We start from the raw sequence: 18784 nt of genomic DNA, 5'->3' as shown, positions 1-18784 counted from the left end.
AGGCAAGCCTCGCAGTATTATACCCTTTAGCGGTGCCAATAAATTATAGATCGAATCTAAGAAAAGCTGTCTTTATCAAAAGGCAGCTTTTTTATTTAAATGTATTTCGATTATCTCCCAAGCAAAGAGCATAACAAAGCCAAACAAACTAAACTACCAATCCTTCAATAGTCTAAAAATCTATCTGTAACTATCCAATCTTAGCAATGGCTTTCTTATTTTTGTTTCACTAAAATGGTTTACCTGTAATGAAAAAATTTAAGGTTGAAGTTAAATGGGGAGTCACTTTTGTGATCGCTCAACTTATCTGGATTACTTTTGAAAAATTCATGGGTTGGCATGACGAAGATATCGATGTACAGGGAGTTTATTCCTTATTTTTTGCGGTGATCGCTTTTTTAATTTACTACGCAGCTTTAAAAGAAAAACGTGATAAATATTTCCAAAATGAAAAATTTGGATGGCAGCAGGGTTTTATAAGCGGTGTGGTTTTAACGGGTGTGATAACCATTCTTACTCCGCTTATTCAATATTTTGCGGTGACGGTTATTAGTCCGGAATATCTTCAGAATATGATCGCTCTTTCTGAAAAACAAGGTATGACTCCAGAAAATGCCGAAATGATGCATAGCCTGAAAATGTACATTTTTATGCAGATTTTTAATGCGCTGGCTATGGGAATCGTAACCGCAGCAGTCATAGCCTTAATCACTAAAAAGAAAGAGAAGTAAATTTTCTAAAAAACTAGATAAACTATATCTTCAGCAACAAATTAGGATCGGGACAATTTCCAAGATAGAAATCAAGGTCTTTTTTAGAAGCTACACCGGGATAATCTCCTTTATTTTCCTGAAGATCTTTAATGATCTGAAAATGTAAATGTGGTGCATAATCACCATTTTCTTCCGCAGCGCCAAGTTCGGCTATTTTTTCCTGTGCTTTAAACTTCTGCCCTACTTGCAGATTTTTCAATGAATTTCTGCTTAAATGACCGTAAAGTGAATAGAACACCTCATCTTCAATCATATGCTTCAAAATAATTGTTGGGCCATAATCACCAAAATTAGCATTATCCTTAAAGCTGTGAATTTCGCCATCTAAAACCGCAAGCACATCGGTTCCTTCCGCAGTCCAAATATCCAAACCAATATGGATATTTCGGTTTAAAAATTCATCTACATTTTTATTAAAAAGCTGGCTACGCTGATAAAGTTTTCTTACTTCGTTATAACCACCATACGCTACCTTTTTACCAGCCACTTTAAGATTATGATCTATAAATACCGAAAAGGCTTCAGAAGAAAGTTGCTCTAATTTTAAAAGTTCCGGGTTATTTGCAGACAAGTCGATGGCAATAAAATCTTCCTGTTTTAGATCTCCTCCAACAACCGGAGTAAAATCTGCAGTTAACCCGGAAATATATTCAGCGAAATTAGCTTTCATAGATTGCATTTTCGCCAAAAGTAATCTTTGCGTTCTAATTTAGCAACACATCGCTAAATCTTGCTGAAATACTGATTTGCGCATCTGAATTTGAACTTTTATAATAACCTTTTAGAATCTCGTTATCGTAAGAAGAAGTCTTATCTACTTTTAAAGTTCCTGGATACTCTACATCACTCTGGTTCCCGTTATAATTAAACCTGAAAGCAGACTGTGGTAATTTCAATTTAAGATCACTATTCTCTAAGGTAATATCAAGATTCTTAAAACTCCCGCCTAAATTTTTGATCGCTAAATTCCCAAAGGTTCCAGATAGAATCCCAACTTCACTTAATCTATTGATGTTTACATCACTACTATTTGAAATCAATTTTATACTTCTGGCAGCATTAATATCACAGCTTGGTAAATAAGAAGCATTTAGTACTCCATAATCCCAATTTGAGATCTTAACGGGAGTATACGAAACCTTAATGTGGGTATTTTTCCCGGAGATTCTATTCGCTTTAAAATTAGCGTGAGATAATTCTGCCATAAGATTATCTGCATTATCCAATTCTACTTTACCATAGCGCACATTAAGACGAATTTGCGCATTTTTAGGGGCTTTTATTTTAATTGTCCTTTGAGCTTTAGTGCCTTCGTTATTACGATTTATTACAATCATATTAGGCATTTTTTGACCCGCTTCTTCTTTAGCGGCCATTTTTTCTTCAAAATTCTTTCCCCAGGCTTCCATTTTTTTCCCGAAAGATTCTCCCCATTTCTCCATGCTGGCTCCAAAAGAATTCCCCCATTCTTCCATACTTTTTTCGAATTCTTCGCTATCTCCTTCTACGCTCTTTTCAAAATTTGCAGCCCATTTTTCCATTTTCTTTTCAAAGTCTTTTCCAAACTTTTTATCCACCTGCTTCTCGTAGCGCTCTAAATATGCATCCCCTTCTTCCTGATAAGCTTCATAGTCAAAATTAATAGCTCCCATATTTTCGAAAAGATCTGGAGGCAAAGGATTTTCAGAAATATTCTGTAATATTGGATTTACCAAATTATTCATTATTGGCCCCATAATCTCTGGTAATTGCGCCAAGGCATCGTTAAGTTCATCTTCACTGATATCAACATCCCAATTAATATTCATATCAGATTTTGATCTAATCTGAATCTTATTTTTATTCCCATTGGTAGTTAATTTCCAGCTATCCATCATTTTAGTGGCCTCGTTCTGCGGAACACCATCATTTATAAAAGCCTCGATCGCTACGCTGTTCTTATCCCAGCTTTCGATGATAATATTGGTGTTCTTAGCATCTACATCTACAATAACATCACTATTCACATTGTAGTTTCGCTGCATCATATCCTGTGCTGAGACCGAAACATTAATAGCGCATCCCAAAAGGAATAATAAAATATAATTAAGCTTGTGCATTTTCATAACTGTTGTCTTTTGATTCTTTAATTTCTTTTAGCTTTTGTTTTAGTTTGAACAACAACTCTAATCTAAGCTGTAAGTTAGCGACCATAGCCTCGATGGTTTGTTCATTAGGCCCTAACTCATTTAATTCGTTATTTAATCTTTTGTATTCTTTATCCAGCTCTGCCAGTTGTTTCATAAAAGAATCGATAAGTTCCTTGTTCTCGTTATTCACATCTAGCTTTGCCAACTCCATATTAAGGCTCGCCATATAATAATCTTCGATCTTTTTATACTGAGGCGACACATCACTTAGCTGAAATTGTTTTGCTGAATTTTCTGTTTTCTTTTCTTTCTCTTCTAAAGGATTTTCTTCTGAAGTTTCTACAACCTGAGTTCCATAAGGATATACTGAAGTACCCGAATTAAAGTAGAAAAATCCTCCTGCTGCAAGCGCTACCACAAATATCGCGGCGATCTGTAAAAACCATTTACGCCCAGCTGACTTTTTCTTTTCTGGAAAGGCTTTATTCAATCGATCTTCAAATCTCGATTGATGTCCTTCTGGCATTTTAAACTTTCGGCTTTCTTTATCCTCCTGCAGCATTTTTCTAATATCCTGTCCCATATCTCAATTTTTTATGTGTGGTTTTCTGTTAGCTAAACAGCTTACCTACAATTTTGTTTGTCTGTTCATTCTTCCCGATTGTTCTTCAAGATTCCTGATTTTCTCTTGCAATTTTTTCTTTCCACGATGTACCAGCGTCCTGGAAGCCACCTGGCTAATATTCAGAATTTCTGAAATCTCTTCATGATCGTATCCTTCAACTAAAAATAGCATTAAAGGATAGCGATACTTTTCTGGAAGCTCGCTAATCGCTTGCTTAATGTCTTCAACAGTAATGCTGTCGTTAACATTCCAGCTCTCCTCTTCGTCGACGATTCCAAGAACCTGCTCGTTCATCGCCACCTGTTCCAGCTTTTTAGCTTTAAGCTTGTCCAGACATTTGTTTATAACGATTCTTTTAAGCCAGGCGCCAAAGGTGACCTCTCCGGTAAATTGATGCAGTTTTGCAAAAGCCTTAATAAAAGCTTCCTGCATCGCATCCTCAGCCTCCTGGGTATCGTTCATAAACCGTAATGCCACGTAATACATACCTTCACAGTATTTATTGTAAAGCTTAAGCTGCGCTTTGCGGCTGTTGTTCTTACAATCTTCTATTAACTGATGTTGTAACAAAATGGTTTTTTGATTGGTTGTTGTTCACTTTAAAGACGAATCAAAATTCGCTATGTTGCAAAAAGTATATTTTTTCTGAATAAAAATGTAGAACTCTAATTATATCCTTATTTTAATACTCTAAAATCTACGTGCTTTTTGCCGAATATAGGTCAAATATAATTTTATGAATAATAGCCTGAAGTTACTACTTAAAATTTTAGGAATCAGTCTTTTGGTGATCGCCGTAATATTTTTTGTTGTTCGCTATAATACTAAAGCATACAGTCCAGAGGATTCTGTATCCTACACTAAAAATGATCTTACTTTAGAAGTTTATTATAATAGACCTTATAAAAAGGGCAGAGAGATCTTTGGGAATCTGGTAGCTTACGATTCTGTTTGGCGTACCGGCGCTAACGAAGCTACTATTTTTAAAACAAACAAGGATATTATGGTAGATGGTAGTTTATTGGCTAAAGGAGAATACACGTTGTGGACGGTTCCTAAAAAAGAAAGCTGGGAAATTATCTTTAATAATAAAATGTATCCCTGGGGAATCGATCTTGACGGAAAAGTCTACCGCGACCCCGAATTTGATGCTCTAATCGTTGAAGTTCCTTCTAATAATCTACAGGAAACGGTAGAACAATTCACTATTTATTTTGAGCAAGCCAATGATTTTGTTTTTATGGCTTTAGCCTGGGATCGCACAAGCGTTTCTGTTCCTATAAAAATAAAAGAGACTCCTACGATAGAAGCCTCTTCAAATAATTAAGTCGATTTTTATCGAATATTAATCTTCGTCGATCAAAAGATTTAAAGTCACATCGATATTATCTCTTGTCGCTCTAGAATAAGGACAAACCTCGTGAGCTTCGTTAATAAGATCCTCACCCTTTTCGACCTCTATTTCTGGAATATAAACATCAATAACTGCTGAAAGATCCATCTCTTTATCATCATTTTGCTCAAGATCTATTTTCACCGTTACACTGTAATCTCCCAGGTCTACGTTCGCATTTTTAGCGATCATTTCTAAAGCACTACCAAAGCATGCAGAATATCCTGCTGCAAAAAGTTGTTCTGGATTTGTATGTTCTCCACCTTCACCGCCAAGACTTTTAGGCATTGAAAGTTGTAAATCTAATATCCCATCGTCACTGGTTGTTCTGCCTTTTCTTCCACCTTCTGTGGTTACCTTAGCTGAATACAAAGTTTTCATTTTTTCGAATGTTTTATATTATTCCTTATCAATATACCATTCCCAAAATTCGCATTCAAAAAATGTATTCATAAATTTGTCATAAATAAACTGCAACTTGAAACAGCCTTCCAAAAAATCTGCACTTTCCCAAAGCAATAGCATTCCTTCTCCAGTGAATGTTAGTAATAGCGCTGCAGAAAAAATTAAATTACTTCGGAAGAAAAAACAGGATCATAGCGAAATTTTAGATCGGCTGCTTCAGGGGAGTCAAACAGCCTTAGGACAAGCGATCACTTTGGTTGAAAGTAATAATCCAACTCACCAGGAACAGGCTTCAGCTATTATTGAAGGCGCCATTGCTTCCGCAGGAAAATCGATAAGAATCGGAATAACCGGAGTTCCGGGCGTGGGAAAAAGTACATTTATTGAAAGTTTTGGTAGTCATTTGCTCAAATTAGGCAAAAAAGTAGCAGTTCTTGCGGTAGATCCCAGTAGCAGCATTTCTAAAGGCAGTATTCTGGGCGATAAAACCCGAATGGAAAATCTGGTGAAAGAAGAAATGGCATTTATACGCCCTAGCCCATCTGGCTATTCTCTTGGCGGTGTTGCGCGTAAAACAAGAGAAAGTATTTTACTATGTGAAGCCGCAGGATTTGATGTGATTTTAATTGAAACTGTTGGTGTTGGGCAAAGTGAAACTACCGTGCACAGCATGTGCGATTTCTTTTTGTTACTGAAATTAGCCGGTGCAGGCGACGAATTGCAGGGCATAAAACGCGGAATTATGGAAATGGCAGATGCCATTGTGATCAACAAAGCAGATGGTGATAATATTAAGGCCGCAAATACTGCAAAATTAGATTTTAAACGTGCTTTGCATTTATACCCACCAAAAGAAAGCAGTTGGACGCCAGAAGTTTTGCTTAGCAGTGCTTTATATAATGAAGGTATCCCTGAAATTTGGAATCTCATACGATCTTTCGAAAAAAAGATCCGAGAAAATGGCTATTTTGAAGAAAATAGAAAGCAACAAAGTAAGTTTTGGCTGTTACAGAGTATAAACGAACAGCTAAAACAGTCTTTTTACCAGAATCCCGAGATAAAAACCGCTTTAAACGAGCAATTACAGGCAATATTCGATAAAAAAACCTCTCCTTTTATTGCTGCAAAGCAACTTTTAGAAAAGTATTCTAAATTATAGAAAATTGGCTTTATACCAGTTTATCTGTCGTTGTAAACCATCCTTTAAAGTAGTGGTTGGATGGTAGTCTAAAATTTTCTTAGCTTTATTAATATTGGCGCGCGTATGCCATTGGTCACCTTTTCGTCTAGGCTTAATCTCCAGTTCGATCTTTTTACCCAAAAGCTCCTCTACATAATCGATTCCCTCCTGCGTGGTATATTCGGCCTCTGTACCAAGATTGATAATTTCTCCGTTTAACTCGTGGTGCTTTTTCACTGCCGTAAGTATGCCTTCTAAAATATCACCAACATATGTAAAGCTCCTTAAATGCTTTTCGCTTCCACTAAACAATGGAAATTTTTCATTATTAAATGCACAGGCGATTAATTTGGTATATAATTTTTCAGGACGTTCTCTAGGCCCATAAACTGAATATAATCGAAGTGAACTACTGTTCAATCGCTTGGCTCTGGATTCGGCTAAAACCAATTGTTCTGCAGCTAGCTTGGTCACACCATAAAATGAAGCAGGTTGTGCCGCAGCTTCTTCAGGAAAGGTTGCTTCTAAACCGTAAACCGAAGAGGTTGAAATATTGAAGAAATGCTTTAGCTTTTTATTTTGGTGAGCAAATTCAATTAAATTTTGTGTAGCAATAAAATTGTTCTGCAGGTATTGATCGAAAGTGCTGGTTGCTGAGATTCCCGGTTGTGCCGCAAAATGAATTATAAAATCAAAATCGCTGGTTAGCTTCTGGAAATCTTTAGTATTGCGAAGATCTACTTTTATAACCTCGATGTTATTTTTACAAAGACTTTCAACATTTAATTCTTTCAGTTTAACATCGTAGTAGTCTGAAAAATTATCAACTCCAACGACTTCGTAACCTTCTTTATTTAATGCTTCAGCAGCATGAGAACCTATAAAACCGGCAGCACCGGTAACCAAAACTTTCATAATATAAAGTCTTAAATTATCAAAAATCTGAAAATTTGCGGCGGCAAAGTACAATGATTATCATTAAAAAACGATATTTCTTGTTATTACCTTCTTATTTTTTCTTTTAAAAGATACATTTGCAATCAATTTATAAACTATGGAATATCAGTTTACGATCGTTGTTCCCATCTACAACGAGGAAGAAAACCTGGAACGTTTAGAGCAACAATTTTCTACTTATCTTACTATTGCTGCCAAACCTACCTGTATTTTACTTGTTAACGATGGTTCTTCAGATAATAGTTTATCGATGATCGAAAAAATTTGCGAGGGCAATAAAGCTTTCTTTTTTATTTCTTTTGAAAAGAACTGCGGACTAAGTGCTGCGATCAAAGCTGGATTCGATTATGCTGATACTCCGCTTATAGGTTATATCGATTCAGATCTACAAACAGATCCTGAAGATTTTAATCTTTTAATGCAGGATATTGGCGAATACGATCTCGTGACGGGTTGGCGTGCAGATCGTAGAGATTCTTTTGTGAAAAATATGTCCTCGCTTATCGCCAACGGTATTCGTAAAAGTTTTACGCATGATGGAATGAACGATACCGGATGTCCTTTAAAGATCATTAAAGCAGATTATGCAAAACGAATCCCAATGTTTAAAGGCCTACATCGATTTTTGCCGGCCATGATTATGTTACAAAACGGAACAGTAAAACAAGTTCCCGTAAGACACTACCCAAGAATTGCCGGGAAAGCAAAATTTCATTTATGGAACAGACTTTTAGGTCCATTAGTCGATTGTTTTGCTTACCTGTGGATGAAGAAAAAATATATCAATTATAACGTTGCTAAAAAAGGATGAGCCCATGGTACGTCTATACCGTAGGTTTTATTGCCCAGATCCTTTTTTCTGGCAGGCTGCTTTTACAATGGATCCTTTCTGAAAAACATAAAAAGGTTTTAACGCCCAGCCTGTTTTGGAAGTTTAGCCTAATCGCCTCTTTTTTACTTTTTGTTTACGGGGATCTACAAGATGATTTTTCGATTATGTTTGGGCAGGCGATCACCTATTACATTTATATTCGGAATTTACAGTTACAGGGAGAATGGGATAAAATGAAGCGTATTTTTCAGCTTTTCATTTATATTTTCCCAGCATTCGTAGTGCTTTACAATTACAATAACGGCACCTTAGATTTGCAGCGTTTCTTTGGTAATGAAAACATTCCTATCTGGTTAGTTTTACTGGGTACAGTTGCTCAAATCATTTTTAATCTTCGGTTTTTATATCAATGGATTTATTCTGAAAGAAAAAAAGAAAGCATACTTCCACTAGGGTTTTGGATTTTAAGTCTGATTGGCGCCAGTCTTATTTTAATTTACGCCATTATAAGAAAAGATCCTGTTTTATTTACAGGACATATTTTTGGAAGTGTAGTTTACGTAAGAAATATTATCTTAAGCCAAAAGTCTAAACGACAACTAAATGAAACCTAAATTTCATAGATATCTGCTTGCCCTTGTTGGTATTTGTATTCTTATATTTTTTTTTAATCTGGATGCCATTTATGTAAATATTATGGAAGCCAGAAACTTTGGCTCGGCCAGAGAAATGCTGAATCTAAATCATTGGCTCTTAACCACGTTAAACGATATTCCGCGTTATGAAAAACCGCCATTGCCAACCTGGCTAACGGCAGTTTCAGCAAAAATATTTGGAATAGAGAATTTATGGGCTTTACGATTGCCTGCCGCCTGCGCAGCAACATTACTCGCCGTTTCGCTATATAAATTTTCAGCATTAATAAATATTACCCGAAAACAGGCATTTATGGCTTCACTTATTGCCGTAAGTTCTTTTTACATCATCTTTTCTGGTAGAAACGGTCAATGGGATATTTTTACGCATGCCTTTATGATGGTGACTATTTATTTCCTTTTTCAGTTTTTTAGAGACGAAAGAAAGTTATGGCGTAACGTTATTTTAGCCGGAATTTTCTTTGGGTTTTCGATACTTAGTAAAGGTCCTGTTTCGCTTTACGCATTGCTTTTACCTTTTGTAATCGCTTATGCTATTGTTTATAAATTTCAGGATTTTAGAAAAAAATGGGGCGCTTTAATCGTTTTTCTAGTTCTTGGTTTAGGAGTTGGGTTATGGTGGTTTGTTTACGTAAGATTAGCCGATCCTGTAGCCTTTTTAGAAATCACCAAAGACGAAGCAGCCAACTGGGGAAGTTATAACATTCGCCCGTTTTATTACTATTGGAGTTTTTTTACACAAAGTGGTATTTGGACGATTCCGTCTTTCGTGGCGCTACTTTACCCGTATTTAAAAAACAGGGCAAGTAACAAAAAAGCTTACAAATTTGCGATTCTTTGGACGATACTTTCAGTAATTCTGTTATCGATTATTCCTGAAAAAAAATCACGTTATCTTTTGCCGGTTCTTATCCCAATGGCGCTAAATACGTCGTTTTATATCGAATACCTGTTCAGTAATTTTTCAGGCTTAAAAATGAAGGAAAAATGGGTGGTTTATTTCAATTTTGGTCTTATTGCCATCATAGGAATTGCTTTTCCTTTTGCTGCATTTTTCATTTTAGATCTAGACGGAATTTATTATTTATGGTACGCCCTTACCTCTATTGCGCTTTTTAGTATTGGCGTAAGCATATTTTATTACTTCAGAAAAAACAGGTTTTCTAACATATTTTATCTCACGGTAGGTTTTATTTGTACAGTGATCGTTTTTGGATTTCCACTGATCGATACCTTGATCGACAACCCAAATTACAAGTCTTTTGCTGAATTAAAAAAGCAGGCTGTAAATAACCAAATTCAGGTGTATGAATATAATGGTTTTGGCCCCGAAATTATTTGGGACTTCGGAAAACCAATTCCGATATTGGTTAAAAACGACAGTCTTTTTTTACCGAAAGAAAAGGAGTTTGGATTGCTACTAAACGTAACAGATACGATCTCTACGGAAGAATTTTCAGGCTATTCTATTCAAAAAATAGATCAATACGATCTAAACCAGGTACATCCTGAAAAATCTGGTTATAAAAACCGATTGATGCGAGATTTTTATATGCTTAAAAAGAAAAAGTAAAGTATCTTGGGACAAGCCTCGGGGTGTTATTCCCTTTGGCAGTGCCAATAAATCTGAAATTCAATATTTTAAGCAATAAAAAAAAGGGAGGCTTTGGCCTCCCTTTTTCGATTTTCTATCATTATTTCATGAATACTTATTTAGTTCCAAAATTAAAATATAGTGTAGCTCCCCATAATCTTTGGTGATCATCACGGTGATGAAATTCGGTTTGCTGACTCTGTGGCCCTAGCTCGGCAGGCTTTTTAAATTTTGTTCCAATTGGGCTTATCGCATCCATAAAAGAGATATTTCCTTCAGGGAACGCAGGATTCGTATTTTCGTTATTCGAATCTTTTGGCGTAAACAATCGAAGAAAAACATCATCTGTGGCGGAAACTATGGTAATGGGTGATTCTTCAGTATCGATAACCGCCCAGTACATGCGATCGTGATAGCCTTTAAATTCTGGATACCCCCAATCAGATCCTGTTACGGTATTGTTATAATCTTTTTGGTACACGGCAAAATTCTGTCCTTTCATTCGGTTTTTCCAAACTCGGTATGGTCCTTTTCCTAACCATTTTACGCCTTTCACTTTTTCTTCAGGATAATCAAAATTGATTCCCATAAAATCTTTTCGACCTCTTAAGAAATACGAGTAATCTAATTTTAACCAGCCATTGGCCTGCATCGTATACACCATTTTTCGAATAGGGCCTTCGTATTCCATTTCTACTACCTGATCATCGCCTTTTTGGTAATGTTTCAGGGATTTGAATTTACTATCCTCATCGGTTAATTTTGGCCCATTATTGAATGATATCGGAGTCTTTTCATTTTTTACTGAAGTGATCAATCCGTTTTCAGTATTAAAATTAATTTCCACTTCATTTGCTGAAAGTGTAAGGACTCCATCTTTTTCTGAAGCGCTTGCCGCAGTTTCTGAAGTTCCCGAAACAATACTCTCTGCAGTTTTCTCCGGAGATTTAACCGGCCAGGACCAGGTCATAATTTTACGCCCATGAGGATCTGTTGCCGTTAAGTATAATGCATCGCTTTGCGCCCAATTTTCAGGAAGATCTAGCTGAAGATATCCTGAAAGATCTGGCGCAATATCTGGTGATTTTGCTTTTCCTGACTTTTGGATTTTATTTTCGGTTTTTGAAGCATTTGGTTTTGGAAAATTAATAAGTTGCCACTCAAATTCACATTCTGATAAATTGGTGAAATGGTAACGATTTTCCAATTTCAGCTTTCCATCAAATTGAGGCGTAATATCCATTTTATCGATATACACCGGAGACCAAATTTCTTTAATGGTATAAAAACTTCCTTCTTTTTCACGATAAGGTCCTACAATACCGTCTGGCGCCCAGGTTTCCTTATCTTTTACATCAATAAAGCCATCTTTGTCTGTTCGCACCACACCTTCATCTGCAAAAACCCAAAGGAATCCACCGGCAGATAACGGACTTTCTTGCATAATATTCCAAAAATCTTCTAAACCGGCACCGTGACCACCGTCATACAATCCGTGTAAAAATTCAGTTGGAAAATACACTTTATCGCCATTGGTAAGTGCATTGTACACATAATCGTAAGAAGGATAATGTAGCGTATTGGTTTCGCCTAAAGTATTCCACGGATGGATTACGGTTCTATCCTGAATATCATATTTTGGATATTCTTCCAGCAAGTTATAATTATTACCGCCTTCGTTTCCGTTAGCCCAAATCAAGATCGAAGGGTGATTTACATCACGAATAATTAATTCTTTTACAAGTTTTTTCCCAACCTGCGTATCGTATTCATTTTGCCAGCCGGTAAGTTCATCGATCACAAAGAGTCCAAGGGAATCTGTAACTTCTAAAAAATGCTGACTTGGCGGATAATGAGACATTCTAACCGCATTCATATTCATATCCTTCATCAACTCAACATCCATAATACTAAGCGCTCTACTTGCTGAGCGACCTGAAGAAGGCCAGAAACTATGGCGGTTTACACCTTTAAATTTCACTTTCTCACCATTTACATAAAAACCGTCTTTGGCTTTTAACTCTACCGTTCTAAATCCGAATTTCTGAGTGATTGTATGTAAAACCTCATCACCATCTTTAAGGCTTACTTCAACCTGGTAGCGATTAGGAAATTCTGGAGACCATAATTGTGGATTTTCAGCCTGATAGTTTAATGTAGCTTTATCTGATCTTCTATCGGCTTCAGTAGAAAAAACACTTCCTAAAGATTGTCCTTCTAAATCACTAATCTTAGCTTCAATAGCTCTTCCTCTTTTAATATTTTCAGTAAAAACATCCATTTTAAAAGAACCATCGGCTTTAGCATCGATTGCTACACGATCGATATATTCTTTTGGTTTTACTTCTAAGTAAACAGGTCTGTAAATTCCGGAGAATGCCCAAAAATCGGCATCTTTTTCAGCTCTATTTACAGTATCGTTATCTGAAGCATTTTTAACCTCGACTTCGAGCAAATTTTCTTCTCCAAACTTTAAAAAGCGGGTAATATCATATTTAAAGCAATAAAAACCGCCCTGGTGAACAGGCCCAACCAATTTACCGTTTACCATAACTTTGGTATCTGTCATCACACCTTCGAAAACAAGCTCTATCGTCTGTGATTTCCATTCTTTTGGTACAGAAAATTGATGCTTATATTGGCCAATAGCGGCAGATTCTGGTCGTAATCTTCGCCAATCGTGACCGTAAGTGTAAATTCCAAAACCTTCGAGCTCCCAGTTTGAAGGAACGGCAATCTTAGACCATTCACCACTTTTTCGGCCTTTATCAATCTTGAAATCCCAATCTACTCGATGATCTTTATCGGTACCCGAGAGGTATATCGTTTCTGTTTGCTGGGCGAATAGTTGAAAACAACTACAAATACTTAAGGCCAGAAAAACAGCAGTTTTATTTAAATTCATTGGTTAAATTTATAGGTTTATTAAACTTGGTTTTTGCAAAAAAAGAATAATTCCATTTAACTGAAATCAAGCGATTCAGAAAAAATGGAACTATTCTAGAAATTCACTTAAACTAACTTAAAACTAATATCCGGGGTTTTGGATTAAAAGATCATTTCTATTCATTTCATCTAATAAAATTGGTAATAAATAGGATTTATTTTGCCAGTTTCTATTTTGTACTTCCATTATTTGATATTCGACATCATCACTACCAAACTGGTGCTCTATTCTTATTCCCTCTACATCTTCGATAACCTGCGGTGCGATCATCCAACGTCTGATATCAAAATAACGATGTTGTTCGTAAGCTAGCTCTACTTTTCTTTCGTTGCGATAACGATCCATTAAATCTTCTCCAGATTCATCTGCAGGGACGTCTGGCATACCTGCACGATTACGAATCATGTTTAAATAAGTTTTTGCTTCAGCTTCCTGACCTAGTTCCAAACTTGCTTCAACATAGTTTAAAATTACTTCAGCATAACGAATCTGGCGCCACGGTAAACGCTGAGTTTCATATTGGTGATCTATCGAAGGATCGATAAACTTTCTTAAATAATAACCTGTATAAGTACCGTTCCAATCCTCAATAGAACTTTGTCTAGTATCTAAACCAGGGGTAAAAGTTCCATCAGCATTCTCAAAAAATCCGGTTTGAACAATACCTTCTGGATCTGCAGCGCTCACATCGTCTGGACGCTGTCTCCAATTTGCCCCGTCGTATAAAATACTAGCATAAAATCGAGGATCACGATTTTCGTAAGGATTTTCTGCTTCTGGACCACTCCAACTAAACTCGGTTCCGTCGATCATTTCGTAAGAATCCACAAGCTGTTGTGTTGGTGTATGATTACCCCAATTATGATATCCGTTAGGACCATAAAATCTACCAGGATTTGGTGCCTGCCAATCGCTATCATTAATATCGTCATAGAAACTAATAAGAATATCTTCTTCATTTCCATTATTTAAGAACAAGTTAGTATAATTTTCTCTTGCTTCCTGTGGCGAAGCAGGACTTGTACCACCATATAAATTATAAATGCCAAGATCGATAACTGCTTTAGCAGCATCCTGAGCTGCCTGCCAACGTTGTGTTTGAGAACCGCCGGTATATCCCACTAATTCTGGGTTAGCATATCCATCTGTCCAAGAAGCATTTGAGTTAAAAAGATCACTCGCTGCATAAAGAAGAACTCTTGATTTTAAAGCTAATGCTGCCCCTCTGGTTGCACGAGCCTTATCTCCTGAAAGTGGTAAAGCCGCAGCTGCAGCATCTAGATCTGCAACAATGAAATTTATGGTTTCTTCAAAGGTGCTTCTGGCAATGTTAAAATCGTCTTCTATTTGATAAGCCTGATCTACGATAGGCACACCTCCATAAAAGCTCATTAGCCAGTAGTAAAAATTAGCTCTTAGGTAATGAACTTCTCCTGTTAAACGCTCAATCTCTTCTCCTTGAAGACCCGATTCCTCAACCCTTTCAAAAAATACATTACAGGATCTAATATTTAAATAAAGGCTGTTCCAAGTAATATTTCTAAAACTGGTAAGCCAGTGATTGGGATCTAAAACGCTTACGTAACTAGCATTAATTTCACTATTTAAAATAGGATTTACCTCTGCTCTTTTAGTCATTGAAATATCACTAAGAGAAGCCAACATTTCTAATTGAAAACCATATTGCTGCCCTAAATAGATATCATTTACAAATGCATTTACTAAGGAAGCATCGGACCAAACTGCAGCATCTGAATATTGATCTAAGGGCTTAACTTCTAAAAAATCTTTATCGCAAGAGATCAATAATAAAAATGATGAGAGTATTAATAGTTTTATTCTTTTCATAATATTCTATTTAAAAATTTATGCTTGCACCTACATTCACTACTTTATTTAACGGATAGTTATAACCCGAACCACTGGTGCTCTCTGGATCGTAATCGTCGATATGCGGGCTATACGTTAATAAGTTAAAGGCACTTAAATAAACTCTAAAGTTTTTCACTAAGATCGAGCTAGTAACAGACTCTGGTAAGGTATATCCTAATTCGATGTTCTTAAGACGAACATAATCTGATTTTCTTAACCAGTAGGTATTTTGCTCACTTACCCAGTATTCTCCGTTTCTATTATAAGTTCTTGGATCTTCTGTACTTGGATTTTCAGCGGTCCAGCGATCTTCGTAAAAACTTTGTAAATAGTTACCAAAATCACCAGATTCTGTTGTTTCATAAAAATATCCTCCTGAAGCTCCCTGTAACAATACAGCCAGGTCAAAATTCTTATAATTCATAGAGATATTTAGACCTCCTGTAAATGTAGGAACTCGACTTGCATCATATCTAACCCTGTCGTTTCCATCGATAACTCCGTCATCATTATAATCTTCGAAAATGATATCTCCAGGTCTAGCCCCTTGCCATGATGGGTAATTATCGATCTCTTCCTGAGTTTGGAAAATTCCAATAGCATTATAATACAATCCAGCGCCAATTGGTCTTCCTGTAGATTGCTGATATTCCGGTCTACCCTGTGGTTCGTCCCAGAACAAGATCTCGTTCTTCGTATATACCCCATTCAATCCAATATTAATGCGTAGATCTGAAATATTTGTACGGTAATCTAAGTTGAAGTCGAATCCCTGGTTTTTAGACCTTCCTATATTTTCAGCTGGTAAAGTTAATCCTGCGGTGTTAGGCACAGATGCATTTCTTGGCCAAAGAATATCTTCTCTCAAATAATGGAAATAATCTACTGTTAAAGATAGATCTCCTCGTAGAAAGTCCAGGTCTAAGCCAATGTTCTTTTGAGTTGCAGTTTCCCAGGTTACATTACTATTTGGGATAACGCCCTCGAACAATGTTTGGGTCCTAGAATTACCATTATCACTAATGTAAGATAAATTATTAACGGAGTAATTAGCTAAATATTGATACGGATCTATAGCATCATTTCCTGTTTGACCCCATGAAGCTCTAATTTTAGCAAAACTGATAAAAGGAACGGTGTTTTCCCAAAATTTTTCTTTTGAAACCACATAACCCAAAGAAACACCAGGAAAAAAGCCAAATCTACCAGACTCTTCAAAAATGTACGATCCCTGATATCTCCAAACAAATTCAGCCAAATACTTTTCACTAAATGCATAATTGACTCTTCCAAAATAATTTAAACGGGCTTCTTCGAAACCAGATCCCGAATTATTCATGTCTTCACTTCCTCCAGCAAAAAGTTGATCAACGGCATCAGATAGAAAGTATCTACGATACGCCCAAAACGAATCTCCTTTATTAGTAATTCTTTCTACCCCGGCAAGCAAATTGATATCGTGATCTTCTCCAAAAGTTTTAGTATAATCAAAAATACCACGTAGTAAGATTCTTTGAGAATCGTCCATAGTCTCAGTTAATCGAGGATCTTCATAACCTTTTTTTCCTCTTACAAGAATAGGATCTCCATTTTCATCTACTCGTTGCTCAGGCCAGCTATATAAATACCAAGGAGTTACCCAGTCTTTATCAAATCTAAAGTTCTTATCGATCGAGGCATTTCCTCTAAAAGTTAAACCCTCTACACCAGGAATTTTGAGATTTACTCCGAAATCTGAATTAAACACATATCGCTTATCACGGCTATAACCTGTAGCATCTGTAGAGATCACCACCGGGTTATCCCCATATTCGATATCTGGACCTGGCATTCCATTTGGCCAGTATGCATGAGAATTAGGGCGTGAACGCATCAACATTCTAAAAATATTCTCAGCAGAACGAGTAGGGTAATTTCTATCTTCAAAACGTCCAGTAGTATTTATATAAACATCCAGATATTCATTAATATTAAAATCTAGATTGGTTCTTAGGTCGTACTGATTGTAATTGGTTGCACTGTTTTCGTAAAATCCGTCCTGATACCTGTGAGAAAGACTTACAAAATAGTTCATTTTTTCTGTACCTCCGTTAATAGATACATTTCCGTAAGTTTGAGCAGACCATGGTTTTAAAGTTTCCTCATACCAATCTGTATCTGGATATCTCCAAGGATCAGAACCATCGCGGTAAGCTTGAATATCATCTTCGGTAAATCGAAGAGGCGCATCGTTATAACCATCTACTTCATTTAATAAAGTAGCATATTCTGCAGCATTTGCCATTTCTGGAATTACTGTTGGTCTTGAAATTCCGTGGTTATAAGAAAATTTAATATTAGGCGCTCCTACTTTTCCTCTTTTGGTAGTTACAAGGATAACTCCGTTGGCTGCCTGGGCACCATAAATTGCTGCAGAGGCATCTTTTAATACCGATACATTTTTAATTGTACTAGGATCGATACGTTCTAAAGATCTACCTGGCACACCATCTACAACTACTAAAGGTGCTGCGTTACCAAAAGTACTTAGACCCCTAATACGCAAAGTTGCCCCATCATAACCTGGTTCTCCACCATTACTAATAGCAACAACACCTGGAATTCGTCCAGCCACACCCTGACTAATGTTGGTTACTGGTGCCTGGGCTAATTCTTCTCCTCCCACTCCAGCAACTGCTCCTGTAAGTGTTTCTTTCTTTTGAACACCATAACCAACAATTACAACTTCATCTAAGGCAGCGGTATCTTCATTTAGAACTATATCGATTTCGCTTTGACTGCCAACTAAAACTTCCTGGGTAGAATATCCCACAAAAGATACTACCAATGTTGCATCTTCTCCAGCTACATCGATTGAAAAATTACCATCAAAATCTGCCTGTGTACCGTTTGTAGTACCTTTTTCTACCACAGTAGCTCCAGACAATGGCAAGCCAGTTTCATCGGTAATAGTTCCTGTAACCGTAAACTGTAGAGCCTTTTTTACTCGATTTTCAATTGGTTTTTTATAAACCGTTACCTGGCGATCGTCTACCTTATATCCTATCGAGTAATCTTTTAAAAGGTCGTCTAGAAAAAGATTGAGTTCAATTCCTTTTTTGTTAATAGTAAATTTATCATTCTCTGGCAAAGTTCCATCTTTATAGAAGAAAATAAATTCGGTATTCTTTTCTATTTTTTGGAAAACCTGCTGTAAAGTTCCCTGATATATTTCAATATCTATCTTATTTTGAGAATAAGTGTTTTTAGCATTCAGTGTAGTTAGACCTACAAAAATTAGCGTAAAAATTAATTTCATAATAAACATGCTAATGCTTAGAATGGAAAGTTTAGATTTCTCTAACCTACCTCCAGTTAAAAATTTCATATTTTTGCATTTAGATTAATACTATTGCCGTAAGGCAGTTTTTTTGGCCATTTG

15 protein-coding genes are annotated in these 18784 nt (G+C 36.4%); 6 read left to right on the top strand and 9 right to left on the bottom strand.

The features are described 5' to 3' along the window. The first annotated feature begins 248 nt into the window (after positions 1–248). Positions 249–731, top strand: a complete 483-nt coding sequence (locus BM201_RS14910; protein ID WP_092544040.1) for a DUF4199 domain-containing protein — start codon at positions 249–251, stop codon at positions 729–731. A gap of 22 nt (positions 732–753) precedes the next feature. Here BM201_RS14910 and BM201_RS14905 read toward each other — a convergent pair whose 3' ends face one another. The 4 genes from BM201_RS14905 to BM201_RS14890 are packed head-to-tail and all read right to left on the bottom strand — an operon-like array spanning position 754 to position 4097. Then, positions 754–1452 (bottom strand): peptidoglycan DD-metalloendopeptidase family protein, encoded by a 699-nt coding sequence (locus tag BM201_RS14905; protein WP_092544038.1) that lies wholly within the window; start codon positions 1450–1452, stop codon positions 754–756. Between the two features lie 25 nt (positions 1453–1477). Beyond that, positions 1478–2878: a DUF4097 family beta strand repeat-containing protein gene (locus BM201_RS14900; RefSeq protein ID WP_092544036.1), complete on the bottom strand. Its 1401-nt coding sequence runs from the start codon at positions 2876–2878 to the stop codon at positions 1478–1480. Beyond that, positions 2859–3485: a hypothetical protein gene (locus BM201_RS14895; RefSeq protein ID WP_092544034.1), complete on the bottom strand. Its 627-nt coding sequence runs from the start codon at positions 3483–3485 to the stop codon at positions 2859–2861. The genes BM201_RS14900 and BM201_RS14895 overlap by 20 nt, the downstream gene beginning before the upstream one ends. 45 nt (positions 3486–3530) lie before the next feature. After that, on the bottom strand, positions 3531–4097 hold the full coding sequence (locus BM201_RS14890) for an RNA polymerase sigma factor (protein ID WP_092544032.1): 567 nt from the start codon (positions 4095–4097) through the stop codon (positions 3531–3533). A 166-nt stretch (positions 4098–4263) separates the two neighbouring features. Here BM201_RS14890 and BM201_RS14885 point away from each other — a divergent pair, with 166 nt between their 5' ends. After that, positions 4264–4854 carry a DUF2911 domain-containing protein gene (locus BM201_RS14885; RefSeq protein ID WP_092544030.1) on the top strand — a complete coding sequence of 197 codons (591 nt, stop codon included), beginning with the start codon at positions 4264–4266 and terminating at the stop codon, positions 4852–4854. An 18-nt stretch (positions 4855–4872) separates the two neighbouring features. Here BM201_RS14885 and BM201_RS14880 read toward each other — a convergent pair whose 3' ends face one another. After that, complete coding sequence (locus tag BM201_RS14880; protein ID WP_092544028.1) at positions 4873–5301, bottom strand: organic hydroperoxide resistance protein; 429 nt, start codon at positions 5299–5301, stop codon at positions 4873–4875. Between the two features lie 97 nt (positions 5302–5398). On the opposite strand from BM201_RS14880, the gene meaB reads away from it, so the two are divergent. Beyond that, positions 5399–6484 (top strand): methylmalonyl Co-A mutase-associated GTPase MeaB, encoded by a 1086-nt coding sequence (gene meaB, locus BM201_RS14875; protein ID WP_092544026.1) that lies wholly within the window; start codon positions 5399–5401, stop codon positions 6482–6484. On the opposite strand, the gene BM201_RS14870 is transcribed toward meaB, so the two are convergent. Further along, a complete protein-coding gene (locus BM201_RS14870) occupies positions 6479–7420 on the bottom strand; it encodes an NAD-dependent epimerase/dehydratase family protein (protein WP_092544257.1) in 942 nt (313 codons plus the stop codon). The genes meaB and BM201_RS14870 overlap by 6 nt on opposite strands. 139 nt (positions 7421–7559) lie before the next feature. On the opposite strand from BM201_RS14870, the gene BM201_RS14865 reads away from it, so the two are divergent. Genes BM201_RS14865 through BM201_RS14855 form a run of 3 tightly spaced genes read left to right on the top strand, consistent with a single transcriptional unit; the run spans position 7560 to position 10523 of the window. After that, on the top strand, positions 7560–8273 hold the full coding sequence (locus BM201_RS14865; RefSeq protein WP_092544024.1) for a glycosyltransferase: 714 nt from the start codon (positions 7560–7562) through the stop codon (positions 8271–8273). Next, complete coding sequence (locus tag BM201_RS14860) at positions 8270–8908, top strand: lipid-A-disaccharide synthase N-terminal domain-containing protein (protein WP_092544022.1); 639 nt, start codon at positions 8270–8272, stop codon at positions 8906–8908. Before BM201_RS14865 ends, BM201_RS14860 begins: the two co-directional genes overlap by 4 nt. Further along, positions 8898–10523, top strand: coding sequence for an ArnT family glycosyltransferase (locus BM201_RS14855; protein ID WP_245758663.1), 1626 nt, complete (start codon positions 8898–8900; stop codon positions 10521–10523). The genes BM201_RS14860 and BM201_RS14855 overlap by 11 nt, the downstream gene beginning before the upstream one ends. Positions 10524–10659: 136 nt before the next feature. Here the strand turns inward: BM201_RS14855 and BM201_RS14850 are convergent, their stop codons facing one another. The 3 genes from BM201_RS14850 to BM201_RS14840 form a co-directional block, all read right to left on the bottom strand. Continuing rightward, on the bottom strand, positions 10660–13449 hold the full coding sequence (locus tag BM201_RS14850; RefSeq protein WP_092544020.1) for a glycoside hydrolase family 2 TIM barrel-domain containing protein: 2790 nt from the start codon (positions 13447–13449) through the stop codon (positions 10660–10662). A 123-nt stretch (positions 13450–13572) separates the two neighbouring features. Next, a complete protein-coding gene (locus BM201_RS14845; RefSeq protein ID WP_092544018.1) occupies positions 13573–15339 on the bottom strand; it encodes a RagB/SusD family nutrient uptake outer membrane protein in 1767 nt (588 codons plus the stop codon). Between the two features lie 10 nt (positions 15340–15349). Then, complete coding sequence (locus BM201_RS14840) at positions 15350–18730, bottom strand: SusC/RagA family TonB-linked outer membrane protein (protein WP_245758662.1); 3381 nt, start codon at positions 18728–18730, stop codon at positions 15350–15352. Positions 18731–18784 lie beyond the last annotated feature (54 nt).

The sequence above is a fragment of the Zunongwangia mangrovi genome (assembly GCF_900112105.1).
In the GTDB taxonomy this organism is placed as follows: domain Bacteria; phylum Bacteroidota; class Bacteroidia; order Flavobacteriales; family Flavobacteriaceae; genus Zunongwangia; species Zunongwangia mangrovi.
This window is presented reverse-complemented; position numbering and strand designations above follow the sequence as displayed.